The organism is Paenalcaligenes sp. GW821-LYS-B07-1 (assembly GCF_058803365.1).
In genome coordinates this window covers 2,128,087-2,151,424 of record NZ_CM179516.1, presented here as the reverse complement: position 1 = coordinate 2,151,424, position 23,338 = coordinate 2,128,087, and the positions used below count along the sequence as shown (strand labels likewise).

Genomic DNA, 23,338 nt, shown 5'->3' with positions numbered 1-23,338 from the left:
ATGACACAACCTTCCTTACAAGCCGCATTCAGTAATCCCGTACATCAAGCACAGCAGTGCTTCCGACACATTGCCCAAGCGCTGGCAGAACCAGGTTTGGTAGAGCACATCGCTTTGGTGGATGGCATGGAGGCCTTGGATGCAGCCAGTCACGCCAGCGCCTTGACGCTGTTGGATAGCGATACCCCTATTTGGATTAGCCCTGAGTTGGATTCCGCAGCTTTGCGCCGACACCTGGTTTTTCATTGTGCGTGCCCCATTGTGGAGCAACCTGAAGAGGCGCAATTCGTCTTTATGGGTGCCAATGACACAGCCGTGTTGAGCCGTTTGGATGTGGGTACAGACAGAGATCCTGAATTTTCTTGCACCGTGTTTTTACAAGTGCCTTCCTTACAAAGCGGCATGGCTACTACGTGGTCGGGCCCGGGCATTCAGCATAGTCGCGATGTGCAGTTGCCGATGAGCGCCGAGTTTTGGCAACAGCGTGATGCCATTACCGCCTTTCCACGCGGCGTAGATATTTGTTTTGTAGCGGGACAGGACATGATGGGGTTGCCACGTAGCACCCGCGTTGGCCTGCAGACTAAGGAGTAAGTCATGTATGTAGCAGTTAAAGGTGGCGAGAAAGCCATTGATCATGCGCACCGTCTGTTGGCACAAAAGCGTCGTGGTGACACGGCGGTTCCTGAACTTAGCGTGCGCCAAATTCAAGAGCAGATGCCATTCGCCGTATCGCGAGTCATGACAGAGGCCTCGCTGTACGACCGTCAGCTGGCCGCATTGGCCATCAAACAAGCCGCAGGTGATTTGCTAGAAGCGATTTTCTTGCTGCGTGCGTACCGCACTACCTTGCCACGTTTCATGAATAGCATGCCACTAGAGACCGCAGGCATGGTGATTGAACGCCGTATTTCGGCCACCTATAAAGACCTGCCTGGTGGGCAAATATTAGGCCCTACCTTTGATTACACCCATCGCCTGTTGGATTTTTCGTTGCTGGACGAAACACGTTCTGCCACTGCAGCGGTATCCGAGGACAGCACAGCCGAAGTAGGGCATTGCCCACGGGTATTGGCGTGGCTAGAACAAGAAGGCTTGATGCGTACTGAGCAATCCAGCACCACCATTGTGCCGGACGTGACACGTGAACCCTTGGATTTCCCAAGCAACCGTCAACAGCGTTTGCAAATGCTGGCTCGTGGTGATGAAGGTTTCATGATGGCGCTGGCGTATTCCACACAGCGTGGCTATGGCCGCAATCACCCCTTTGCTGGCGAGATTCGTATTGGCGAAGTAGAGCTGTGGATTGAGCCAGAAGAGCTGGGTTTTGCCGTATGTGTGGGCGATGTGGAAGTGACGGAATGCGAAATGGTGAACCAGTTTATTGGTACTGCCGAGCAAGCCCCTCAGTTCACTCGCGGTTACGGTTTGGCCTTTGGCTACAACGAGCGTAAAGCCATGAGCATGGCGCTAGTAGATCGCGCACTGTGTGGTGAAGAGTTAGGTGAGGAAATTCTCTCGCCTGCGCAACAAGAAGAGTTTGTGCTGATGCACAGCGATAACGTTGAAGCAGCAGGGTTTGTGGCTCACCTGAAATTGCCACACTACGTAGATTTCCAATCCGAGTTGGAACTGATTCGCAAAATGCACAAACCCGATGCTTCGGGCGTGGCAAAGCAGGAGCAAGAAGCATGAATGCATTAACTTCCCAAGAAATGGCGGCACAAAGCGAAGGCTACAACTTCGCTTACCTAGACGAACAAAGTAAACGCATGATTCGTCGTGCCTTGCTGAAAGCTATTGCTATCCCAGGTTATCAAGTGCCATTTGGTGGCCGTGAAATGCCGCTGCCGTACGGCTGGGGTACGGGCGGTATTCAGGTAACTGCGTCTATTTTGGGCCAAGATGATGTGCTGAAAGTGATTGACCAAGGGGCAGATGACACCACTAATGCGGTATCTATTCGTCGCTTCTTTGCGGCGACTGCTGGTGTGAGCACGACGGAACAAACCCAAGCCGCCACCATTATTCAGACGCGTCACCGTATTCCTGAGTACGCGCTGCAAGCAGGGCAGATCATGGTGTTTCAGGTACCTATCCCTGAGCCGTTGCGCTTTATCGAGCCCTCGGAAACGGAAACCAAAACCATGCACGCACTGAACGACTACGGTGTGATGCACGTGAAGCTGTACGAAGATATCGCAACCTACGGCCACATTGCGACGGCCTACGCCTACCCCGTGCTGGTGGATGACCGTTACGTGATGGATCCGTCACCCATCCCTAAATTTGATAACCCCAAATTGAACCAAAGCCCTGCATTGATGCTGTTTGGGGCTGGGCGTGAAAAACGTATTTATGCTTTGCCACCGTATACCGATGTGCAGAGTCTGGATTTTGAAGATCACCCCTTTAGTTTGCCTACATGGGATGGCGGCTGCGTGATTTGCGGTAGCCACGACTCTTACTTGGACGAAATTATTGTGGATGACAACGGTACGCGCGAACTGGTGTGTTCCGATACGGATTATTGTGCCCAGCGTGTGGCAGAGCAGGAGCAGCAGGTATGACAAGGTTGCAAAACAATGAGGCAGTGCCACTGTTACAGGCACGCCAAGTATCACGATTGTTTGGGCATGAGAAAGGCTGCCAAAACGTATCCTTCGATTTATACCCCGGCGAAGTATTGGGCATTGTGGGGGAGTCTGGTTCCGGTAAGTCCACGCTGTTAAGCGTGTTGTCTGGTCGTTGTGCGCCTACCGATGGTCAAGTGCTGTTTTCTACACCAGAAGGCACACAACAAAGCTTGTACGACAGCACCGAAGCCGAGCGCCGCACCTTGCTGCGTACGCAATGGGGCTTTGTAGAACAGAATCCGCGTGATGGTTTGCGTATGAGCGTATCGGCGGGTGCCAATATTGGTGAACGTCTGATGGCTCAAGGCGTACGCAACTACAGCGAATTGCGTGCTCGTGCTTTGGAATGGCTGCAAAACGTAGAAATTGATGGCTCTCGAATTGATGATTTACCGCGCACCTTTTCTGGCGGTATGCAGCAACGTTTACAGATTGCACGAAACCTAGTGTCAGGCCCACGTTTGGTGTTTATGGATGAACCAACGGGTGGTTTGGACGTATCGGTGCAAGCGCGTTTGTTGGACATGCTACGACGTTTGGTGCGTGAGCTTAATTTGGCGGTAGTAATTGTCACGCATGATTTAGCTGTAGCCCGTTTGTTGGCAGACAGATTGTTGGTGATGCGACGCTCGCATGTGGTGGAAAGTGGTTTGACCGATCAAATTCTGGACGATCCACAACACCCCTATAGCCAGTTGTTGGTGTCTTCTGTTCTGCAGCCCTAGGAGCCAGTTGTGAGTCCCATTCTTGAAGTTAGTCATTTGTCTAAACAGTTCACCTTGCACCAACAGCAAGGCGTAGTGCTGCAAGTTTTGCATGATGTGAGCTTTGCCGTGCAGCCGGGTGAGTGTGTGGTATTAGCTGGCCAGTCCGGTGCTGGTAAGTCTACGTTGATGCGCACGCTTTATGGTAACTACCAAGCCGAGCATGGCAGCATTGCGGTGCATCACCAGAATAAAACGGTGGAGCTGGTACAAGCAGATCCGCGTCTGATCATGCAATTGCGTAAACAAACCATTGGTTATGTGAGCCAATTCTTGCGGGTGATTCCACGTGTGTCGTGCTTGGATGTGGTGATGGAGCCGGCTTTGCTGCGCGGCGAACCTACCGAGCAAGCGCAAGCCCGAGCCGAGCAGTTGTTAACCCGCTTGAACATTCCTCAACGCCTGTGGTCATTGGCGCCTGGCACCTTCTCAGGTGGTGAGCAGCAGCGCGTCAATATTGCACGCGGTTTTATGGTGTTCTGGCCTTTGTTGCTGTTGGATGAGCCTACCGCTTCTTTAGACGATAAAAACCGTCAGGTGGTGTTGGCGCTCATCAATGAAGCCAAGCAGGCCGGTTCGGCCATTGTAGGAATCTTTCACGATGCCATCGCTCGCGAAGCGGTTATGGATCGTTATGTAGAACTGAATGTACAGGAGTCCAGCCATGTTGCATGAGCAGATACTGAATAATGCACAGATCGTGCTTGCAGATGAAGTAATACGTGGCTGCGTGGTGCTAGAAAATGGTCGTATACGCGATATTTCTACTACACAAAGCCAGTCACCTGCGGCGCAAGATATGCAGGGTGATTTCTTGATGCCAGGTTTTATTGAGCTGCATACCGATAACCTAGAGCGCTATATGAACCCACGCCCCGGTGTGGATTGGCCTTCTAGTGCAGCGGTATTGGCGCACGATGCCCAGTTGGTAAGTTCAGGCATCACAACGGTGTTTGATGCCTTGTCTATTGGCGATGTGAGTCCTAAACAAACGCGCTTAGCGCAGTTGCCTAAGATGATTGAAGCCATTGGGCAGGGTGTGCGTGATGGGCTAACACGTTCAGATCATTTGCTGCATTTGCGTTGTGAAGTGAGCCATGAACTCACACTGCAAATGTTTGAAGAGTTGGTGGATCACGAGTTGGTGCGACTGGTGTCGGTGATGGATCACACACCGGGTCAACGTCAGTTCGTGAAGATAGAAAAATACCGTGAGTACTACCAAGGTAAATACCATTTAAGCGATGCTGAAATGGAAGCCTTTATCCATAAGCAAACGACTAACGCAGCCAAGTACAGCGAAGAGTTTAGAAAGTCCATTGTGGGCATGTGCCAAAGCAAAGGCATCGCGTTGGCAAGTCACGACGATGCTACAGCTGATCATGTAAATGAGTCTGCTGCGGCTGGTATGACTATTGCTGAATTCCCCACCACACGTGAAGCGGCTGACTTGAGCCACAAGCTGGGGTTGAACGTGTTGATGGGGGCACCGAACATCGTGCGTGGTGGTTCGCATTCAGGCAATATTGCTGCTGCTGAATTAGCACGCCACGGTGTCTTGGATATTTTGTCCAGCGATTACTACCCCTCCAGCTTGCTACAAGCGGTGCATGGGTTAGCCACGATGGAGCAGGGTTATAGCTTGCCACGTGCAGTTTCTACCGTAAGCTTGGCACCTGCAACTGCAGTGGGCTTACATGACCGTGGCGAGATCGTGGTAGGTAAGCGGGCTGACCTGATACAAGTCAAAGACTTGGGCAAGCAGTTCATTGTGAAGCAAGTATTTAGCCAAGGTCAGAGGGTGTACTAATGCAAGGAAAATTGGTCTACATGGTTGGGCCGTCCGGTAGTGGTAAAGACAGCGTGCTGGCAGCGCTGGCAGCTGATTTACCACCGGATTGGGTCATCATGAAGCGTGCGGTTACGCGCGAGGAAAACCCTGCCAATGCCTATGCGGAATACCTCAGCCACGAGGTATTCCGCCAGCAACAACGGCAAGGTGCTTTTGCGTTGAGCTGGGAAGCTCATGGCCTGATTTATGGCATACGTTCTGAATTAGATACGCATTTGCAGGCAGGGAAGTTGGTGCTGGTGAACGGTTCCCGAGAGCATTGGGAGCAGGTGAAACAACGCTATGAACAGGCTTCTTTGGTGTGGCTCACTGTCGCCCCCGAACTATTGCTGCAACGTTTACAGTTGCGGGGTAGGGAATCGGTAGACGCCATCACCTTGCGTGTGCAGCGCAATCAGCAAATGGAGCAACAGTTTCGTCACCGCTTAGGCGCGAATCCCGCACATAATGTGTATATGCTGGATAACTCGCAGGCCTTGGATCAAACCGTCGCCAATTTGCGAGTACAGTTACAGCAATGGCATAAGCAAAGTGTGATGAGGAAAGCGGGATGAAGTTGCGGTTTTTAGGTACGGGAGATTCGGCGCAGGTGCCAGTCTATAACTGTGATTGCCCCGCCTGTGTACGTGCGCAGCAAGATCACAGTTGGTATAGGCGTCCGTGCAGCGCGGTAATAGAATGCGGCGATCAGCGCTGGCTGATTGATTCTGGCCGCATGGACCTTACCGAGCTGTTTCCTCCCGGTAGCCTAAATGGCATTTTGCAAACGCATTACCATGCAGATCACGCCCAAGGTCTTTTGCATTTGCGTTGGGGCGTCAATTGCCGCATTCCTGTATATGGTCCAGAGGATGAAAAAGGGTTTGCCGATCTTTTTAAGCATTCGGGTATTTTGGACTTTTCAGCGACATGGTCGGCGTTTGAGCAACGCCAATTGGGTGCTATGCAGGTCACCGCTATTCCGTTGCAGCATTCCAAGCCTTGTTTGGGCTATGTGTTCAGCCACGAGGGTAAACATATCGCCTATTTGACCGATACCGTGGGGCTGCCGCCAGACAGTCTGGCGTATCTGCAAACCTTAGCGTTGGACTATTGCATTGTGGATTGCTCACATCCGCCGCAAGACACGCCCCCACGCAATCATAATGACCTCAATATGGCGTTAGCCATCGGTCAGCAACTGACCGTAAAGCACCTAGTGCTCACTCATATCAGCCATCAGGTAGACGCTTGGTTGATGGAAAACCCTGAAACCTTAAGCGATAGTGTTTTGCTGGCAAAAGATAGCGGTATGATTGCGGTGTAACACCTTTTTCACTGTTCTTATTGGGCACTTTTTATGTCATTGCATATACGCAAAATTACCAGCGAGGATTACCCCGCTTGGCGCCAATTATGGGCTGGGTACCATGATTTCTATCAGAACAACATCAGTGATGAGGTAACGCAGCAGACATGGTTGCGCATCATGGATGAAAACAGCCCCGTACAGTGCATTGTGGCAGACAGTGCAAAAGAAGGGGTGATAGGTATGGCCAATTACATCTTGCATGATAGTACCTGGGCCATAGAGCCTATTTGCTACTTGCAAGACATGTTTGTGAAGCCTGATGTACGAGCTAAAGGCACAGGCGCAGCGATGTTGGATTGGTTGAAAGCACAGATGACCGAACAAGGTTGGGCACGTCTGTATTGGTTGACCAAAGAAACTAATTACCGTGCCAGAGGGCTATACGATAAATACACACCGCACAGCGGGTTTGTGCGCTATGTGGTTGTGAATGAAAATCTAGCTAAATAAGCGGTAATACGTTGTAGAAAGCGGCGATGCGGCAATGAGTCGCAACGCCGCTTTTTTAGGGTGGCGACAGTGCACTGCAAGGGGCGGCTTACACGGTTTTATCGTGACAAAGGTAGTGGTAGTATGACTGCTTGAAGTACAGCAGGGAGTGCTAGCGTGAGTAAACAGGCTAGGGAAGTACAGCAGTTACGACGTATGAAAATCATCGCATTGGCGTTATTGGCCAGTACGTTATCGGGTTTCATACTCAGTCATCATATGGGTGGTCAGGGTATTTGGGCATGGGTGCGGGCTTTCTGTGAAGCCGCAACCGTTGGTGCACTGGCAGACTGGTTTGCGGTGGTGGCGCTGTTTAAACATCCTTTAGGTATTCCTTTCCCCCATACTGCGATTATTCCGCGCAAGAAAGACAACTTAGGCCAGAGCTTGGCGGTCTTTGTGCGCGATCATTTCTTAGATCCACAACAGCTATTAGATAGGCTTAAAGCATTAGACCCTGCAATGCGCATAGGGCAGTGGCTAAGCCAACCCGAACAAGCGCAGCGCTTAAGCCGCTGGACGCGCCAAAGTTTATTACCCGCCTTAGATTTATTGGACGAACGTGCTGTGAAGGCCGCCTTGTTGGATGCACTACGGTCGCGCCTAGCCAACTGGAATATGGCGGGTACGGCACATGAAGTGCTGAGCCTCTTAACTAAAGACGGTCGCCATCAAGTGTTGCTGGATGAAAGCTTGCGGCAGTTGGGCGGCTATCTGGACAGTAGTGATGTCAAACTTCGTATCGCCAAAATGATGACCCGGCATGCTGAGCGCGAATGGCCCAAACTACTGAAAATGGTAGATGTGGTGAGCTCGGTAGAGGATATTTCTAAAAGACTTTCGGAACGTTTAGCGGCTGCGTTGGTCGCGGAGCTACAGGATGTGCTGCAAGAACCAGACCACCCACTGCGTCGTGATTACGAGGCATGGGTGGGGGAATATATAGAGCGCTTGGGTAGCGATCCCGATCTCATTCGCCAGATAGATAACATCAAGCAGCAAATACTAGAGCATCAGCACGTACAAGCGTATTTGGACAGCGTGTGGCGCGACATTATGCAATTGCTGAAAAATGACCTGTCTAGTGAGCAATCGACCATTTCACAGCATTTGGAAACGCTATTTCAAGGGCTAGGGCAGCGCTTACAGGCGGATGACGCATTGCGTGATGCTTTGAACCAGCATTTACTGGAAAGCGCGGCTAGCATGGCAGGTAGTTTGCGTACAGGCGTCACCGAACACATTACCCGTACCGTGCGTAATTGGGATGAAAAACACTTAGTGCGCGAACTAGAGTTAAGCGTAGGGAGCGACCTGCAATACATACGCTTTAGCGGCACCTTAGTCGGTGGTGTGATTGGTTTACTGTTGCACGCCTTGGTGCTGTGGTGGACGGCATTCTCTGGCTAGGACAGCAAGTTTTTCATGGTCTGTAAGAACTGGGGATTGGCCGCAATGTGATTGTTGATGCGCGTCCAGTCCCTAAACTGAGCCCCATTTTGGCTAAAGAAATACCCGGGCGCGAAAATAATCTTCTTTTCCATGCCCTTGCGTATGGTCTTTTTATCAAAGCGTAAGCCGGGAAAACGCACCCAGAAATACAAGCTGTTATCCGAGTAGTGGAAAATCTCGCCGCCTAGCGCCTCTATGTGATCACGGCTTTTCTGGCAGACGGTGCTCAACTGTTTTGTGAAATGGCGTAAGTGTTGGGGGTATGATTTGCTGGCCAGAATCCTATGAATAAAACGCTCGGAGTATTCAGAGCTATTAATATGGATGATGGCCTTGAAGTCTGCCAGTCTATTAATGAGTTCGTGATTGCCCACGATAAAGCCAACGCGAATTGAGGGGCTAATGATCTTAGAAAAACCTCCCACATACAAATGGTGGCTGAAATCACTGCCCGAGCATAAACGGCGCTTACTTTGGGTATAGGCAGAAAATATGTCGTTCTCAATCAGCAAGCAGTTGTACTGAGCGCAGAGTGTATTAATGCGCTGTAGTTTCTCGTCGCTGATATGAGTGCCAGTTGGGTTGTGCGCAATACTTTGCGTGAAGAACATCGCTTTGGGGTGTTGCCGCAAGCGTTCCTCTAAGACTTGGCAATCTGGCCCATCGGCCAAGCGTGGAATATCAATGATTTTGCAGTGTGCTAACTGCAGCTTCTTGAGTAGCGGGTAATACACGGGGGAGTCCACCAGCACCGGCGTATTGCTACGTACAAAGAAGCGGATGATTAAATCAATCGCATCATTCACCCCGTTATTCAGCAGAATATTGTCAGGGGTGAGGCTCATCTTGAGCGTACCCAGCGTTTTCGCTAGCTTCTCACGCAAGGGCAGAAAACCGTACTTATTGCCGTAGCGCAGCAGCTTTTCGTTTTCTTCTTGTAGTGCGCTTTGCAACAAACGGTTTAGGGGTAAATCCCTAAACCACTCTTTGCTGGGATAGCCATCGCCCACGTGTAATACGTCACCAAAATTCTCTAGCTGGCGGCGCATTAGCCATAGCTCGTCTATGTCATCAATGTCGATGGTAGCGAAGTGAGCCGTGCTTTCTGAGAGCTGTTCGGTGATGAAAAAACCGGATCGAGAACGCGAGTGAATCAGCCCATCATCTACCAGTTTTTCCAATACGGTGATGATGGTGTTCTTAGAGACCGAGTACTGTTCAGCCAGTATTCGAATAGAGGGTAGTTTCTCGTTGTCCTTGTACAGTCCGGACTTAATTTGGTAGGCCAGGGTCTGATGGATTTTCTCGTATAACTGCTTGTGTTGCGTCGCCATGCACTAGCCCTGATCGTAAATCTGTCTGCAAAAACTGTACCTTGTTTGCCAATATTCTGCATCTTACATTACTGGCTGTTAATAGTAACAAGAAGATCGGAGCTGCTTATGAATTCCAAACTACCTAATTTCCGTTCCCTGTCCGTTGCGGAACGTCTGGACGAAATCTGCAAAATAGCAGACCTGTCTGCAGCAGAAAAAGCCTTGTTGGCTGAAGATGGCGCCCTGCCTATGCAACTGGCTAGCAGCATGATTGAAAACGTCGTGGGCAAATTTGAGTTGCCTATGGGTATTGCTGCTAACTTCACCGTGAATGGCCGTGATTGCTTGATCCCTATGGTGGTGGAAGAGCCTTCTATCGTGGCTGCTGCGTCCTACATGGCAAAATTGGCACGTGATAACGGTGGGTTCCGTACCAGCAGCACAGAGCCTATGATGCGTGCGCAAGTACAAATCGTGGGTGTAGAGTCCGTACAAAAAGCGCGTGAAGCCTTGTTGGCTAACCGTGAACAGATCATCGAACTGGCTAACACTAAAGACAAGTTCCTGATCAGCTTGGGCGGTGGTTGTAAAGATATTGAAGTACACGTATTTGAGAACAGTGCAGTAGGCCCAATGGTGGTGATGCACTTGATCGTGAACGTGTGTGACGCCATGGGTGCAAACACCGTGAACACCATGGCTGAAACCGTGACACCGTTGGTAGAGAAACTGACAGGCGGCCAAGTGCGTCTGCGTATCTTGTCTAACTTGGCTGACTTGCGTTTGGCGACAGCTGAAATGACCGTGCGCCCAGACCAGCTGAAACAAGAAGCCTTCTCTGGCGAAGAAGTGATTGATCGTATGTTGGAAGCTTATGAGTTTGCAGCGATTGACCCATACCGTGCAGCGACTCATAACAAAGGCATCATGAACGGTATTGACCCTGTGATCGTGGCTACTGGTAATGACTGGCGTGCTGTTGAAGCAGGTGCTCATGCTTACGCTGTGAAAGACGGTCGTTACACCTCCTTGAGTCAATGGCGTAAAGACGAGAATGGCAACTTGGTAGGCCGTATCGAATTGCCTATGGCTGTAGGCCTGGTAGGTGGCGCAACGAAAACTCACCCACTGGCACAGTTGTCCTTGAAATTGTTGGGCGTGAAGTCCGCCAATGAATTGGGTGAAATTGTGGCAGCCGTTGGTTTGGCTCAGAACATGGCTGCGATGCGTGCTTTGGCAACAGAAGGTATCCAACGTGGTCACATGGCACTGCATGCTCGTAATATTGCCGTGGTTGCCGGTGCAGAGTCTCACGAAGTAGACGAAATCGTAGAGCAAATGGTGGCAGAAAAAGACGTACGTAATGACCGTGCTCGTGAGTTGTTGGAGCAACTGCGCGCGCGTTAATAGCCTATATGTGCTTGTTGGTGGGTCGGCTCACAAGGTCGGCCTGCCATTTTAAGGAGAGTCATCGTGGAGAAGACCATGAACAATAACAGTGCAGACGCAACGTCTGCATCCACGGAAACGCAGGTACCAGGGGATCTGGTAGAAGTTTGGGGTGATACCGTTAGTTATGCCCAGTTAGTAAAGGCCATTCTGATCGGTATTGTGCTAAGTACAGCCACCTTTTATTTAGGGCGTTGGTTCTTGCTGCCACGCGTATCTGAACCGGCTTTAGCTCATGCGTACAGCATGTTGTTTGGCTTGTTTGGATGTTTGTTGGCGGGTTTTGTATGTGCCAAAATGTTCAGCCCTAAACGCGAAATCCTGCAACCTGATGAGCAAAGTATGGAGTGGTTTGACCACCTAGTTGCTCAATGGAAAGAAGAGGGTAGAGAGTTGGGTGATGTGACACAGGTACCTGAGTCCGTCAAACAAGAGCTAAAAGAGCTGAATCTCTACGACGCATTTCTTCAAAAACAAAAAGAACAATAATAGGAGGCTTACATGGAAGTTTTTATTGAGCAGTTTCTCTATGCCTTTGCCTTTGGGTTGGCGGGTGCCGTACTGTTTTCAGCCATCGGTTTAATTTCCGGTACGGATGAAACCACTACCTTAGCGCCGCTGACCTTATTGGTGATTTTGTTGGGTGCTCCTCCTGTTGGTGTGTTCACCTTCTGGATGTCGGCAGCCATTGCCAAGCACATGACGCACGCGATTCCTACGGCATTGCTGGGTATTCCAGGTGACACCTTGGCGACACCGCTGGTATCGGATGCCAATGCCATGCGTCAGTTAGGGGCCCCGCACATCGCGTTGCGTAAGATGATTTCCGGGGCGATTATCTCGGCTTTCATCGCCGTACCTAGCGCCATGCTGTTTGCATCCTTGTTGGCACCCTTTGGCGGCACCATCACCAAATTCGCCCCCTGGATTTTTGCCTTTGCGGCCATTCTGATTACATGGTTCTCGCCAGGTAAAGTCGCTTCCACCATGCTGTTGATTCCTTTTGTGTGCTTGATCATTGCACTGCAAAGTTTCACTGCAAAATTCGATGTTAAATTGTCGGTGAGCTACTTCTTAGGTATTGCGATTGGTCCATTGATTGCGGATCTGTTCACTGTGTTTTCCCCTCAAGGTAAAAAACACATGCGTCGTGATCGCGTAAACCAGTTGTCTATCGCACCAGAACTGAAAAGCTGGGATGGTTACTTCCCTAGCCCATTCAAAGTGCTGGATAAACAGCAAATCAAATGGACAGGTATTACCTCGGTAATTTCCAGCGCGACCTTTGTGTTCAGCCCTGTAGCCATGACAGTAGCGCTGGGTGAGTTTGTGGCATCGCGCTTCAAACAAATCTACCAACGTTTAACCACCAGCTTGGCCGTTAAAAACGGTGTGACTGAATCCACCTATATTGCCGAAGCGCTGATTCCGCTGGTAGCTTTTGGTTTGCCACTGAGTCCCGTAGCGGCTGGCCCTGCAGCGCCCTTGTTTAACGCACCACCGGTGTACACCGTTGGGGGCGATGGCGTAGAGCCGTTTAACTTGCACAACTTGTTAAGCCAATGGGAATTCCTGGGCTACGGCATGTTGTCCGTGTTGATCGCTGCGATTGTGGCCTACCCATTTGCCATGAACTATGCTCGTCGTGCCGCGCTGTTCGTGTCCAAGCGCATTAGCCATGAAGCCATTATTGCTACCTTTGTTGGCCTGATTGTGGTCATCAGTTTGTGGGAAGGTGGTATTCTTGGTCTGTTGGTTATTCTGACCATGGGTCTAGTGGGCGGCATGCTATCACGCCATTTTGGCTTTAATACTGGCTGCCAGTTCATGGGTTACTACATGGCGATTTTGACAGTTCCGGCTTTATTGGCATTGGTAGGATGAGATGAGCGATACATACGTTAGACTCACTGAAGTGGGCGCGAGAGACGGCTTGCAAAACGAGAAAGCCGTCATCACCTTGGAACAACGACTGACCTTTCTAGAGCATCTAGTAGAGTGCGGTTTTCCAGCTATAGAAGTGGGCGCGTGTGTGTCGCCTAAGTGGGTGCCGCAAATGGTGCAAAGCGATGAACTATACCAACGGCTGGTAAAGCCCGAAGGTATAGACTTCAGCTTGCTCACACCCAATCAAAAAGGCTTTGAGGCAGCGGTAGCTGTGCAATGTAAAGAGGTGTCTATCTTTACAGCGGCTTCCGAGAGCTTTGTGCAAAAGAATATCAACAGCACCATTGAAGACAGCTTGGCACGCTTTGCAGATATCGCTGCACAAGCCAAAGAGCTGGGCATCAAAGTGCGTGGCTATGTGTCTACCATTGTGGACTGCCCTTACGATGGCCCAACCGATCCAGCCAAAGTCGCTTACGTGGCTAAAAAACTGTACGACATGGGTTGCTACGAAGTATCACTGGGTGACACCATCGGTACGGGTACGCCAGAACGCATTCGTACAGTCTTAAAGCATTGTAGTGATGTGATCCCCGTCGCAGCGTTGGCAGGCCACTACCACGACACATACGGTATGGCGATTGCCAACATCTATGCGTCGCTAGACTTAGGCTTGCGTAGCTTTGATGCGTCGGTAGCAGGCTTGGGCGGTTGCCCGTATGCTAAAGGTGCATCTGGCAACGTGGCGACTGAAGATGTGGTGTATTTGTTAGAAGGTTTAGGTCTACAAACCGGCGTTAATAAAGAAGCCATGCTCAAAGCAGGGCAGTACATTAGCCAAGTGTTGGGACGTCAAAATCAGTCCAGATTTGTACAGGCAACCTGCTCCGCATAAGCTAGTATTCTGCTTGCAGTACCAGAAGGCCCACAACAATGTTGTGGGCTTTTTTTGTTTGTAAAAGTCAATCTGTGAATGCTGATAGGTGGCCAAGGGAATCCCTTATACCGAAAGTGTAGTTTTGCTCGTAGCATCATGCCGGAAAGAGAAAGTCGCGGTTTCACCGCAGGGCACATGCTTTACCCAAACCTTGGTGTTGAGGCAGACGTATTTACATTAACCAGCAATAAAGACCTTAAGGATGCTGCCATGCTGCAATTCTATTTAGTATTTGTAGGCATTACGTTGTTCGTGAACGGAGTACGGATCTATAACAGTTACGCCACGGATACGAGCAAACATATAGGCATTAAAGATGCCGCCGTGGTGAATCTATTTACCGGCATTATGGGTGTGGTGTTGCTGACAGTCATGGTGGTGCGTTCAACCACTACAGGAGATAGCCTAGCACCAGCTGCGTATTCTGGATTGTTTGTGCTGACCTATATCTGGTTGGCCATCAATGCGTTTACGGGGGCAGACGGTAAAGCGTTTGGCTGGTTCTGTCTATTGGTGCCATTCATCGGTATCCCCGTAGCTATTTTGACCTTCTTGTCGGCGGTGACTGGCTTTGATTATTGGATGGTGTTTAGCTGGCTGGCCTGGTCTGTGTTGTGGTTCATGTTCTTTTTGCTGTTAGTGTGCCAGTTGCCTATAGGCAGGCTGACAGGTGTGGTGACGGCAGCGCAAGGGATTACGACAGCGTTGATGCCTGCGTTGTTGAACTTCTGGGGCATTATTTAAAGGTAGGACGTTCAGGCTGATTGCACGGGGAAGTTGAGTGGGTCAACTTCCCCGTTTTGTTTTTTTATGATGTTCATGTAGCAGCTCATCGAGGTGAGAGTGCTGTTGTTATAGGCTCTCTATAGCAAGATGAAGCAGTCTATGTTGGGAGTGAAAGCCCGCTTATCAACAACTATCTGCCGTAGTCTTAGGCTGCGAAAGTATTTTTTAATTTGTACACCAAATAAAAAAACACTTCCCTCCGCCTTCCCTTCATAGCTTGCCACGAGCTTTAGATAGGTCGCTACTGGGGGTTAAGTATATTTCTGTAGTAGAGACATGGAAATGTTCAACTCCCAAGGTTGGTAAGCTTTATGGCCGCTACACATACAGAAAATCCCATCTCTAAAGAAAGGGCGGTAACTCTCTCAGTATCAGGGGACGGAGAGGAAACTTTTTTGATTTGGTGTCTCAAATCACAAAAAGTATTCCTGCAGTCCCCCAGCGTGTGCGATGAATATGACAGAAGCCTCGGTCTTCCCAGAGCAGAGTTCCATTGTAGGAATGCTCCTAAAGTGGGTAGGAATTTTTCAGTAGCACTTAAGAAAAAAAAACGGCTGCCGTTATCACAACAGCAGCGTGCTCAGGCTGGGTTTTAACAGGTTGATCACGTGATGGGAGCAAAATTTTTTGTGATGCCCCCTAAAGCTTTAGTGATGTATGTCGTAAACAAGTTAATACAGGAAATAGCGCAGCACCCACCACTACAGTGATGGTTAAGGCGCTACCTAAACAGGGCTTTCCTGATTAACTAGCAGTTAAGTGCTGCAATTTTCCTCAAACAGGAGTCATTCATGTCTGTTATTAATACTAACTACTTGGCGCTGGTTTCTCAGAACAACCTGACCAAATCCCAAAACTCCCTGGGCACCGCTATTGAGCGTTTGTCCTCCGGTCTGCGTATCAACAGCGCAAAAGACGACGCTGCTGGTCAAGCGGTTGCTAACCGTTTCACAGCCAACATCAACGGTCTGAAACAAGCTGCTCGTAACGCTAACGACGGTATCTCTATTGCTCAGACAACTGAAGGTGCGTTGAACGAAATCAACGAAAACTTGCAGCGTATTCGTACACTGACAGTTCAAGCTACAACTGGTACTAACTCTGCAAAAGACTTGGTTTCCATCAACGAAGAGGTTGTTGCTCGCGTTCAGGAAATCAACCGTGTTTCCGAGCAGACTCAGTTCAACGGCGTTAAAGTTTTGGATAAAGGCGTACAAGACCTGCAAATTCAGGTTGGTGCACACGATAACGAAACTATCACTATCAAACTGGCAGAAACAAACTCCTCCGAGTTGTTCACTACTACTGGCTTGAAAGACATTACTGCAGCTACAGATCCTAAAGGTGCAACAGGTATCTTGGCTTCTTACACAGCGGCAACTCCAGCTGTTCCAGGTTCAGGTACTGCTGCAGGTACACCAGCAGGTGAAGAGAAGGCAGCTGTTGCAGAAGGTCTGTTGGCTGAAATTGATGCAGCTATCTCTAAAGTTGATAGCCAACGTAGTGGCTTGGGTGCGATTCAGAACCGTTTCCAATCTACTATCACTAACCTGAACAACACAGTGAACAACCTGTCCTCAGCTCGTTCACGCATTGAAGACGCTGATTACGCAGTTGAAGTGTCCAACATGACTCGTGCTCAGATTCTGCAGCAAGCTGGTACATCGGTCTTGGCGCAAGCTAACCAAGTACCTCAGACAGTATTGTCTCTGCTGCGTTAATCAGATGAATTAGCGTACTAAACCTACGCTGTCTGACACGCCTGGCGCTTTGTTATCAATAGATAATAAAGCGCCTTTTTGTTTTTTTGCTGTTTGTAATTGGAGTGTATGTAATGGCTCGTTCTGCGCAGAAGCGTTCGTTGACTGTAGCGCCCATCGATCAGTCGGTAAAAGCAGTAATGAAGCTACTGCAGAATACTCAGTTTGACGCTGCCCGAAATCAGCTGTTGGCATTGCGTGAGAAACATCCAGAGAATGCTCAGGTTATGGCCTTAGAAGGTTATACGTTGCACAAGCTGGATCGGATTCCTGAGGCTATAAAAGCCTATGAATGCGCACGTGAGGCAGGCTGGCAAACTGTTGAGCTATTAGTAGATTTGGCGCGATGCTTCAATAAAGCAGAAAAACCAGCAGATGCATTAATGGCACTAGAACTGGTGCTTAAAGAGCAACCCAACCATAGCATTGCATTGTCGCTCAAAGGGGATGCTCACAATCAATTGGCAGAGCCTTTATTGGCTCGGGATGCCTACCAAGCAGCTTTGAAACTAGACCCTAGCAATGTTCGTTTGTATATCAAGTCAACCAATTTAATGTCGTTGGATGATCCTGACGTTGCGGCTAATGTTTTAACGGAATATATAGAGAAAACTGAACTGCCTCCATTAGAAGAGGCGTTAGCGTTAGCGACGTTAGGGAAGCTATGCTTAGATAAAGGCGATGATGAGGGCGCTTTTGACTACTATCACCGTGCTAATTCATTGATGGATGCTAGCTTGGACCCTGTGGGGGCTGAGCAAGAAAATGAGCTAGTCATTAGGCAGCGGTTTTTTACGCCAGAGGTCTTTAAGACTCTGTCGCCGTTTGGATTGCCTGATGTCCCACAAATTATCATTATGGGTATGTCGCGCTCAGGTAAGAGCTTGCTAGAGTCTCTGTTTAGTGGTGTGAAAGGTGTGAGTCTAACAGGCGAGAGCAATTTTCTATTTGAATATAGCCAAGCTCACCAAGAGGGATATGCCGATTCCGTGGAGTGGTTAAAGCAGCAAACACCAAAAAAAGTCCGAGAGTTGGCCGAAGGATATGTAGAAAAACTGGGTACGGATTCAATCAAAATCAGTACATTGCCTGACGATTTGTGGAATCTGGGTTGGCTGGGCTTATGGCTGCCAAACGTACCTATTATTTTCTGCGTACGTGATGTGTTAGATCTAGGTGTGACAGGGTATTTTCAACAATACAAAGTCACAACAGGTACACGTCCTAGCTATAACTTGCATGCCTTAGGTAAGCAAATTGCGTGCTTTGAGAAAATGATGGAGCACTGGGCACAAGTATTGCCTAACCCTATCTACTTAGTTGAGTATGAAGAGTTGGTACGTAACCCCAAAGGGGTAATGGATAATCTGTTGTCTGGCTTAGGTTTGCAGCAAGAAAAAACCTACGAAGAAATCACGTCTGAGAATGCATCCATGGTGGGAGCTGTAGGCCCCATTAAGTCTGTTGCCTCTGCAATGCCGTTAACTGACCAGTTTGTAGGTTTTGGTCAGCGCTTTATCGACAAGCTGCAACCCTTGGTTGATGGCTATCAGAGCATTGTGGAGCAGTTTCCGCGTAAAGCAGTTCCTATGGCGGTTAGCTGCGCTTTGCCTGCAGTATTAAAAACCGATAAACCTAATCTGGCCGAGATTGCTGAGTTCTCTTGGACCTTACCCAAGGCGCTAACAGTCGTTGATAACGGCGGTTGCTTGTTGCGCGACGAGAAAACAGCAGAGCTGCTTGTTTCTAAAGCCGTGGGTTTGGTGGTGTTTGACCCTGCGGGTGATTTGGCGATACCAACTGAGTTGCAGCAAAACCCACAATTGCAATGTGTGAAGCAAGCCGCTTTGGGAGCAGGGCAGCCTGGCACCTTATATGCGTGTTTAGATGCGCAGTACAACAGTACTATTGAGCCGTTGCCTGAGGCCCAGTTACTAGGCAGACAGCGTCAGTCAGCCATGGTGTTGGCAAAGCTGCCTATCAATACCTTTGCGCTGGATGCCATTGGCGGTTTAGAGTCCGTAGATTGGTTAGTGTTAAGTGCTCAACACAACAACGTAGACATATTGCAGCATGGACAGCGTTGTTTATCGCAAGCCTTGGCCATACAGATAGGTATTAATTTCCAGCCTGTATATCACCAGCAAAGTTCTGTTGCTGAGCTGTCTAGTTGGGCGGCACAGAACGGATTTAGATTCTATAAGTTAGTGCATATGCAGTCCGGTTCTAGCATGTTACCTAGAGCGGATGTGGTGTACCAACCAGAAAATACTGAGTTGGATCAAGCGGCTATTTTGTTAGTGCCAGATGAAAATCGTCTAGCAACAATGAGTACTGTGCAGTTGATGCAATTGGCATTTTTGTTAGACACGGTTTATCACATTCATGACTTTAGTTACGCCTTACTGCAGCGTATCGATGTGGCGTTGGCTGAGAGCTATTTAAAGGCCAGAGGCTATTTCACGCGTAAACGTACAGGCCCTCACTACGATCAGTTGCAAGAGGTTCGAGAGGCCTTGTGGTCTGGCGAGCTAGTTGCTACCAAAAAACAAATTAACGAATGGCTGCAGCAGTATCCCTATGACGTGCAGTTGCATCGTTTGGGGGCTGAGCTATCCTCTTGGTCTGGGCATTTATATAAAGCCATTCCTCAGTTAGAAACAGCGATAGAGATAGCGCCTGATGAGTTGACTACTCATTTGACCAGTGTGGAAGTGCTGTTGCGCGCAGGGGTGTGGTGGGAAGCGTATGCCTTGGCGTTACAGTTGCTAGAACGGTTGCCTGGTAGTGCTGAGGTTCGTCGTTTGTATTGGGAAGCCCTGGTTATGCATCCGGTGCCTGAGCAGCAGCACATTGAGCAAGCCATTGCGCAGTTGGCCACTACACCATATTGCACTCATCCTTTATTAGCGGCACGCCAGTATTCGGTAGAGGGCCAGTTGTATGCGGCGAATCAGCAATGGGACCTCGCCTGGGCGGTTCATGATCGAGCGCTTGAGGCATTACAGCCTACGCAAGGGCCTTTGTATGCTGAGGCATTAATGCGTAAGGCTGACAGCTTGTATTTAGCTGGCGAGGTGGATCAAAGTTGCGAGCTATTGTGGCAAGCGAGCTCTATACATCCTTTTTCGCCATATAGCGTGCAGGCTAATCAAAAGTTCATTACTCGATTGTCAGAGGCTACTGATCCTGAACTGTCGAAGTTAGTTCCTATACATGCAGAAACTCAGCGCATGTGGGCAGGCTACCGCAATGACAAACTGCAAGTGGCATTCGGTGACTTTGGCCTACCTTATCAAGGTTTTGAGACCTTGAAGATGGCTGGTTCTAGACCTACGATGCATCGATTGCAAATCTATGGTCTGGAAAAAGACCTTCCTAAAAATGCACGTGCTCTAGATATAGGGTGTAACCACGGTTTCTTGTTGGTAGGCTTAGCGCCGCAGTTGTCCGCAGGTATGGGGTTTGATATCAGCCAGAGTTGTGTGGATGTAGGGAATGCCGTTGCCAAACACATGGGCTATGACCACATTCAACTGAGTAGCCAGCCTTTTGATGAGTTTGTGTGCAAAGAGAAGTTTGATTTAGTGATTGCTTGCGCGGTACACCGGTGGATAGGCGTGCCACTTAAAGAATTTGGCAAGAAACTACTCAGCTACTGCAAACCTGGTGGCATTGTGCTTCTGGAAAGCCAAGGTATGCGTAGCACATGGCAGAAAGAGATAGATTTTGATGCCAAGGCGACCACCATTGCTCAAGTGGGCTTTGAGGTGATCCGCAAAGGTAGTCTGTGTGACGATGGTATTAACTACAGAGAGTTCTGGGTGCTACGCCGCATAACCAAATAAGGCTACATGTTTGATAGTAAAAAGCCCTCAGATATCTCTGGGGGGGGGTTGTATGAGGTGTGCTAACCTGAAGGATGCGCTCTGAAGTGTACAACGTAGTAACGTTGCATCGTGGTAAGGGATGGACGTTTACAGCGTGGGGTGTACAAGCCCCCATTCCTTATAAATAGCCTGCAAATCGCGTGCACCATTAAGCAGCACTTTAGGCCCATTCCAATCCTGATAAAGCTGCTGGTAGCGTTTTCTGTTTTTAGGTGTGGCAATCAGCAGATGTTTAATCATGTTCCACTTGATGCTGTCTTGGGCACCTTCTAACGAACCTATATGTCCGGGTTCAAACAAGCATCGGCGTAGGTATCTAGCTAGACTCAGCGCCGTAGATATATCCATCACAATGATCCCCGTAGCACGCTCTAAGCGTTGTGGCATGCTGACTGAGTAATTACCTTCCATAATCCAGCGGTCTGCTTCTATGGCTGCATCGTGCAAGGCTAGAAACTCGTGGGTGGGTCTAGGTACCCAGTTGCTGTGAGGTTGGTGATACAGCTGATCCAGGTGTGTCAGCGGGATATGCTGTTGCTGGCTGATAGCCACGGCTAACGTAGACTTTCCGCTGTTTGACGGGCCTATGATGCAGATGCGAGGGCCAAGCTGGGCAAGAGTCATGAAAGCAGTAAAAAAGCAGCGAGTGGTTGTGCGCGTATGAACAAACTCAGAGGGCTGGCGGTAGATAAGCGTGAGTGTTATCTAAAGGGCGTTGACCGGATACGGTAGGCTTCTTAGAATGCCAGCCAGATTGTTAATGATGACTACAAAGGAATACATAGCATGATACATCCAGCTCCAAAAGTTGTGGTGGTAGGTGGCGGGATTATGGGGGCTTGTATAGCGTGGAATCTGGCCAAAGCGGGTGCTCAGGTACTAGTGCTAGAGCAGCATGCCGAGCCTGCTAGAGGCGCCACGCAGTGGTCTTATGGCTGGGTAGGAACTGCCAGCGTGTTGCCTAGTGAGGCGCCTCAGGCTTTTGCGCTTAAACAGACAGCCTTGCGTGAGTTTGCTGCATTGGAAAAAGAGCTAGGCACATTGCCCTATGCAGCGCGTGGTGCATTGGTCTGGGGCGAAAACGATGAAGAAACTCACCAACTCGTGGCGGAGCAGCAGGCGGTGGGTGTCACCATGTCACTAGTAGCTCAGGATGCTATTCGTCAGTTAGAGCCTCAACTGACGACTCTCCCTCAGTATGCTGCTTGGGCACCTGATGACTTTGCGATAGAGCCTATTATGCTGACTCAGCAACTTTTGAATGCCGCTAAGGGGTTGGGTGCAGAGGTACGCTATAACGTGGTTGTAGAGCGTCTACTAGTGCAAGGAGACACAGTTCTAGGTGTTGCTACCCCGCAGGGTGACATTCAAGCACAGGCTGTATTGCTCGCCAATGGGGCTGCGGTCAAAACATTGCTGAGAAATGTGGGGGTGGATGCGCCTGTGTATGAGGCGCCAGCCGTTTTGATGCGGTGGAAAGCTGATGAGGTCGGGATACGCCACTTGGTGTGTGCTAATGACCTAGAGCTTAGACCTGATTTACAAGGGGGCATCGTCATTGCGACAGATTACCCAGAAGAAGGAGAGGCAGGTTTAGAGGCGTTGGTGCAAAGGGTAAAAGCACGATTGCAGCAGTTAATTACACCTGCTCCTAGTCTGGAGCTGCGCGGTATGGCCGGTGCGAGACGGCCTCTTGTAGAGGGTGGTATGCCTTATAGAAAGAAACTATCAAATCTTACTAATTTATATACCTTAGTGGCGCATCCGGGCATTATTTTGTCACCTTATTTGGCTCGTTTGTCAGCGGAAGAGATAATAAAGGGTGTTTAGTTTTTAACTATGAGTGTTCATAAAAAATGGTATTTTAAATCCTACTATTTTTTATAACCATATAGCTAATGTTGCTATTAATTTTAATCTTTTCTTTTGCTGTTTTGTTTGGCTAAAGAGGCTCTTTCTCTTTCTTGAATACGCTGCCTGTTGATGGTTAGGGCATCCTCTGTAGGTGTCCAGTCATTCCAATAATAGTCAGGTATGAGAGGGAAATCTGCACGTTCTATCCCTGTAAATGATGGGTTGTATCCTCGCTTTTTCATCTCGGTAATGAGGGCAGCATGGCGTTTCTGTAGATAGCCTAGTCGTGTGTAAAAGAAGAGAACATGTCCTTTTCCAAGCGTATAAGTATCTGGTTGTAATAGCTTTGTTCGTTTTATGGATTTTTCAGCTAATGCAAACACACGGGGTAATTCTCGGTACTCGGCAACCAAGTGGGGGCCGCTGAGCTCTTCTACGGGTACACAGTTGATACGGGTCACAGCACTGTTCCTAGCATGGTAAATAGTTGTATGCGGATGTATTGTTTTTGTTGTGTTAATTAATTATATGTTTTGTTCTACTTTTTGATCTTTTTGTGATGCGTTTTTGATGCTTTCTTGTTACAAGTTCATCTATTTATGTGTTGATTAAAAAATTATGAAATATTAACAATTTCTTGTTACTTTTTTTGTGAGATTTATTGTGATTTGTCAAAATTTTTTTTAATATGGGTGGTAGAGTTCAATCATGGATTGATTGTACTTTCGTATTATTAGGAGGGAATATGTTTCTATCCTCAGGTTGGTGGTCATTGTGGATGCATATCATTGCGTTTGATGTGGTAGTTCTGATGACGGTGTTCACCCTTGTAGGTATAGTGAGAATCAGCAGAAAAAGACACTAATGCTGTGAAGCATCGTAGCTATGGATCACCATGGCGATACAGCACAGTGT

General features: G+C 49.0%; 21 protein-coding genes. 18 read left to right on the top strand and 3 right to left on the bottom strand.

Annotated features, from left to right (window positions below; genetic code table 11):
- The 10 genes from phnH to AC3QL0_RS10225 all read left to right on the top strand — a co-directional run bounded on the left by phnH (position 1) and on the right by AC3QL0_RS10225 (position 8,502).
- The gene (gene phnH / locus AC3QL0_RS10270; RefSeq protein WP_493008398.1) at positions 1 to 594 is read left to right on the top strand and encodes a phosphonate C-P lyase system protein PhnH; all 594 of its coding nucleotides are present in this window, start codon (positions 1 to 3) and stop codon (positions 592 to 594) included.
- Positions 595 to 597: 3 nt separating this feature from the next.
- Positions 598 to 1,695: a carbon-phosphorus lyase complex subunit gene (locus AC3QL0_RS10265; RefSeq protein WP_493008397.1), complete on the top strand. Its 1,098-nt coding sequence runs from the start codon at positions 598 to 600 to the stop codon at positions 1,693 to 1,695.
- Positions 1,692 to 2,570, top strand: a complete 879-nt coding sequence (locus AC3QL0_RS10260) for an alpha-D-ribose 1-methylphosphonate 5-phosphate C-P-lyase PhnJ (RefSeq protein WP_493008396.1) — start codon at positions 1,692 to 1,694, stop codon at positions 2,568 to 2,570. The genes AC3QL0_RS10265 and AC3QL0_RS10260 overlap by 4 nt, the downstream gene beginning before the upstream one ends.
- Entirely contained in the window at positions 2,567 to 3,361 is a 795-nt protein-coding gene (gene phnK, locus AC3QL0_RS10255) for a phosphonate C-P lyase system protein PhnK (protein WP_493008395.1), read from the top strand. The genes AC3QL0_RS10260 and phnK overlap by 4 nt, the downstream gene beginning before the upstream one ends.
- Positions 3,362 to 3,370: 9 nt before the next feature.
- The gene (gene phnL, locus AC3QL0_RS10250) at positions 3,371 to 4,075 is read left to right on the top strand and encodes a phosphonate C-P lyase system protein PhnL (RefSeq protein ID WP_493008394.1); all 705 of its coding nucleotides are present in this window, start codon (positions 3,371 to 3,373) and stop codon (positions 4,073 to 4,075) included.
- Complete coding sequence (locus tag AC3QL0_RS10245) at positions 4,065 to 5,210, top strand: alpha-D-ribose 1-methylphosphonate 5-triphosphate diphosphatase (RefSeq protein WP_493008393.1); 1,146 nt, start codon at positions 4,065 to 4,067, stop codon at positions 5,208 to 5,210. Before phnL ends, AC3QL0_RS10245 begins: the two co-directional genes overlap by 11 nt.
- Positions 5,210 to 5,806, top strand: a complete 597-nt coding sequence (phnN, locus tag AC3QL0_RS10240; RefSeq protein WP_493008392.1) for a phosphonate metabolism protein/1,5-bisphosphokinase (PRPP-forming) PhnN — start codon at positions 5,210 to 5,212, stop codon at positions 5,804 to 5,806. The genes AC3QL0_RS10245 and phnN overlap by 1 nt, the downstream gene beginning before the upstream one ends.
- A complete protein-coding gene (gene phnP / locus AC3QL0_RS10235) occupies positions 5,803 to 6,558 on the top strand; it encodes a phosphonate metabolism protein PhnP (protein WP_493008391.1) in 756 nt (251 codons plus the stop codon). Before phnN ends, phnP begins: the two co-directional genes overlap by 4 nt.
- A gap of 33 nt (positions 6,559 to 6,591) precedes the next feature.
- Complete coding sequence (locus AC3QL0_RS10230; RefSeq protein ID WP_493008390.1) at positions 6,592 to 7,053, top strand: GNAT family N-acetyltransferase; 462 nt, start codon at positions 6,592 to 6,594, stop codon at positions 7,051 to 7,053.
- Between the two features lie 195 nt (positions 7,054 to 7,248).
- Positions 7,249 to 8,502: a DUF445 domain-containing protein gene (locus AC3QL0_RS10225; RefSeq protein WP_493010978.1), complete on the top strand. Its 1,254-nt coding sequence runs from the start codon at positions 7,249 to 7,251 to the stop codon at positions 8,500 to 8,502.
- On the opposite strand, the gene AC3QL0_RS10220 is transcribed toward AC3QL0_RS10225, so the two are convergent.
- Positions 8,499 to 9,878 carry an aminotransferase-like domain-containing protein gene (locus AC3QL0_RS10220; protein ID WP_493008389.1) on the bottom strand — a complete coding sequence of 460 codons (1,380 nt, stop codon included), beginning with the start codon at positions 9,876 to 9,878 and terminating at the stop codon, positions 8,499 to 8,501. The genes AC3QL0_RS10225 and AC3QL0_RS10220 overlap by 4 nt on opposite strands.
- A 102-nt stretch (positions 9,879 to 9,980) precedes the next feature.
- On the opposite strand from AC3QL0_RS10220, the gene AC3QL0_RS10215 reads away from it, so the two are divergent.
- The 7 genes from AC3QL0_RS10215 to AC3QL0_RS10185 all read left to right on the top strand — a co-directional run bounded on the left by AC3QL0_RS10215 (position 9,981) and on the right by AC3QL0_RS10185 (position 20,527).
- A complete protein-coding gene (locus AC3QL0_RS10215; RefSeq protein WP_493010977.1) occupies positions 9,981 to 11,267 on the top strand; it encodes a hydroxymethylglutaryl-CoA reductase, degradative in 1,287 nt (428 codons plus the stop codon).
- A 78-nt stretch (positions 11,268 to 11,345) separates the two neighbouring features.
- Positions 11,346 to 11,798, top strand: coding sequence for a hypothetical protein (locus AC3QL0_RS10210; protein ID WP_493008388.1), 453 nt, complete (start codon positions 11,346 to 11,348; stop codon positions 11,796 to 11,798).
- 12 nt (positions 11,799 to 11,810) lie between these two features.
- Positions 11,811 to 13,193: a tripartite tricarboxylate transporter permease gene (locus AC3QL0_RS10205; RefSeq protein ID WP_493008387.1), complete on the top strand. Its 1,383-nt coding sequence runs from the start codon at positions 11,811 to 11,813 to the stop codon at positions 13,191 to 13,193.
- 1 nt (position 13,194) lies between these two features.
- Positions 13,195 to 14,091, top strand: coding sequence for a hydroxymethylglutaryl-CoA lyase (locus tag AC3QL0_RS10200; protein ID WP_493008386.1), 897 nt, complete (start codon positions 13,195 to 13,197; stop codon positions 14,089 to 14,091).
- A 252-nt stretch (positions 14,092 to 14,343) separates the two neighbouring features.
- Complete coding sequence (locus tag AC3QL0_RS10195) at positions 14,344 to 14,877, top strand: AmiS/UreI family transporter (protein WP_168246798.1); 534 nt, start codon at positions 14,344 to 14,346, stop codon at positions 14,875 to 14,877.
- 833 nt (positions 14,878 to 15,710) lie between these two features.
- The gene (locus tag AC3QL0_RS10190; RefSeq protein ID WP_493008385.1) at positions 15,711 to 16,640 is read left to right on the top strand and encodes a flagellin N-terminal helical domain-containing protein; all 930 of its coding nucleotides are present in this window, start codon (positions 15,711 to 15,713) and stop codon (positions 16,638 to 16,640) included.
- A 113-nt stretch (positions 16,641 to 16,753) separates the two neighbouring features.
- A complete protein-coding gene (locus tag AC3QL0_RS10185; RefSeq protein ID WP_493008384.1) occupies positions 16,754 to 20,527 on the top strand; it encodes a sulfotransferase in 3,774 nt (1,257 codons plus the stop codon).
- Between the two features lie 129 nt (positions 20,528 to 20,656).
- On the opposite strand, the gene AC3QL0_RS10180 is transcribed toward AC3QL0_RS10185, so the two are convergent.
- The gene (locus tag AC3QL0_RS10180) at positions 20,657 to 21,193 is read right to left on the bottom strand and encodes a P-loop NTPase family protein (RefSeq protein ID WP_493008383.1); all 537 of its coding nucleotides are present in this window, start codon (positions 21,191 to 21,193) and stop codon (positions 20,657 to 20,659) included.
- A gap of 162 nt (positions 21,194 to 21,355) precedes the next feature.
- Here AC3QL0_RS10180 and AC3QL0_RS10175 point away from each other — a divergent pair, with 162 nt between their 5' ends.
- Entirely contained in the window at positions 21,356 to 22,399 is a 1,044-nt protein-coding gene (locus tag AC3QL0_RS10175; protein WP_493008382.1) for an NAD(P)/FAD-dependent oxidoreductase, read from the top strand.
- 83 nt (positions 22,400 to 22,482) lie between these two features.
- Here the strand turns inward: AC3QL0_RS10175 and AC3QL0_RS10170 are convergent, their stop codons facing one another.
- A complete protein-coding gene (locus AC3QL0_RS10170) occupies positions 22,483 to 22,884 on the bottom strand; it encodes a pyrimidine dimer DNA glycosylase/endonuclease V (protein ID WP_493008381.1) in 402 nt (133 codons plus the stop codon).
- Positions 22,885 to 23,338: the final 454 nt, after the last annotated feature.

Bases quoted from the DNA above. Each gene is read 5' to 3' on its own strand.
- phnN (WP_493008392.1), top strand. From the start codon at position 5,210: ATGCAAGGAAAATTGGTCTACATGGTTGGGCCGTCCGGTAGTGGTAAA.
- AC3QL0_RS10220 (WP_493008389.1), bottom strand. From the start codon at position 9,878: ATGGCGACGCAACACAAGCAGTTATACGAGAAAATCCATCAGACCCTG.
- AC3QL0_RS10265 (WP_493008397.1), top strand. From the start codon at position 598: ATGTATGTAGCAGTTAAAGGTGGCGAGAAAGCCATTGATCATGCGCAC.
- AC3QL0_RS10205 (WP_493008387.1), top strand. From the start codon at position 11,811: ATGGAAGTTTTTATTGAGCAGTTTCTCTATGCCTTTGCCTTTGGGTTG.
- AC3QL0_RS10230 (WP_493008390.1), top strand. From the start codon at position 6,592: ATGTCATTGCATATACGCAAAATTACCAGCGAGGATTACCCCGCTTGG.
- AC3QL0_RS10180 (WP_493008383.1), bottom strand. From the start codon at position 21,193: ATGACTCTTGCCCAGCTTGGCCCTCGCATCTGCATCATAGGCCCGTCA.
- AC3QL0_RS10175 (WP_493008382.1), top strand. From the start codon at position 21,356: ATGATACATCCAGCTCCAAAAGTTGTGGTGGTAGGTGGCGGGATTATG.
- phnP (WP_493008391.1), top strand. From the start codon at position 5,803: ATGAAGTTGCGGTTTTTAGGTACGGGAGATTCGGCGCAGGTGCCAGTC.
- AC3QL0_RS10195 (WP_168246798.1), top strand. From the start codon at position 14,344: ATGCTGCAATTCTATTTAGTATTTGTAGGCATTACGTTGTTCGTGAAC.
- phnK (WP_493008395.1), top strand. From the start codon at position 2,567: ATGACAAGGTTGCAAAACAATGAGGCAGTGCCACTGTTACAGGCACGC.
- AC3QL0_RS10185 (WP_493008384.1), top strand. From the start codon at position 16,754: ATGGCTCGTTCTGCGCAGAAGCGTTCGTTGACTGTAGCGCCCATCGAT.
- phnH (WP_493008398.1), top strand. From the start codon at position 1: ATGACACAACCTTCCTTACAAGCCGCATTCAGTAATCCCGTACATCAA.
- AC3QL0_RS10200 (WP_493008386.1), top strand. From the start codon at position 13,195: ATGAGCGATACATACGTTAGACTCACTGAAGTGGGCGCGAGAGACGGC.
- AC3QL0_RS10190 (WP_493008385.1), top strand. From the start codon at position 15,711: ATGTCTGTTATTAATACTAACTACTTGGCGCTGGTTTCTCAGAACAAC.
- AC3QL0_RS10210 (WP_493008388.1), top strand. From the start codon at position 11,346: ATGAACAATAACAGTGCAGACGCAACGTCTGCATCCACGGAAACGCAG.
- AC3QL0_RS10260 (WP_493008396.1), top strand. From the start codon at position 1,692: ATGAATGCATTAACTTCCCAAGAAATGGCGGCACAAAGCGAAGGCTAC.
- AC3QL0_RS10225 (WP_493010978.1), top strand. From the start codon at position 7,249: ATGAAAATCATCGCATTGGCGTTATTGGCCAGTACGTTATCGGGTTTC.
- AC3QL0_RS10245 (WP_493008393.1), top strand. From the start codon at position 4,065: ATGTTGCATGAGCAGATACTGAATAATGCACAGATCGTGCTTGCAGAT.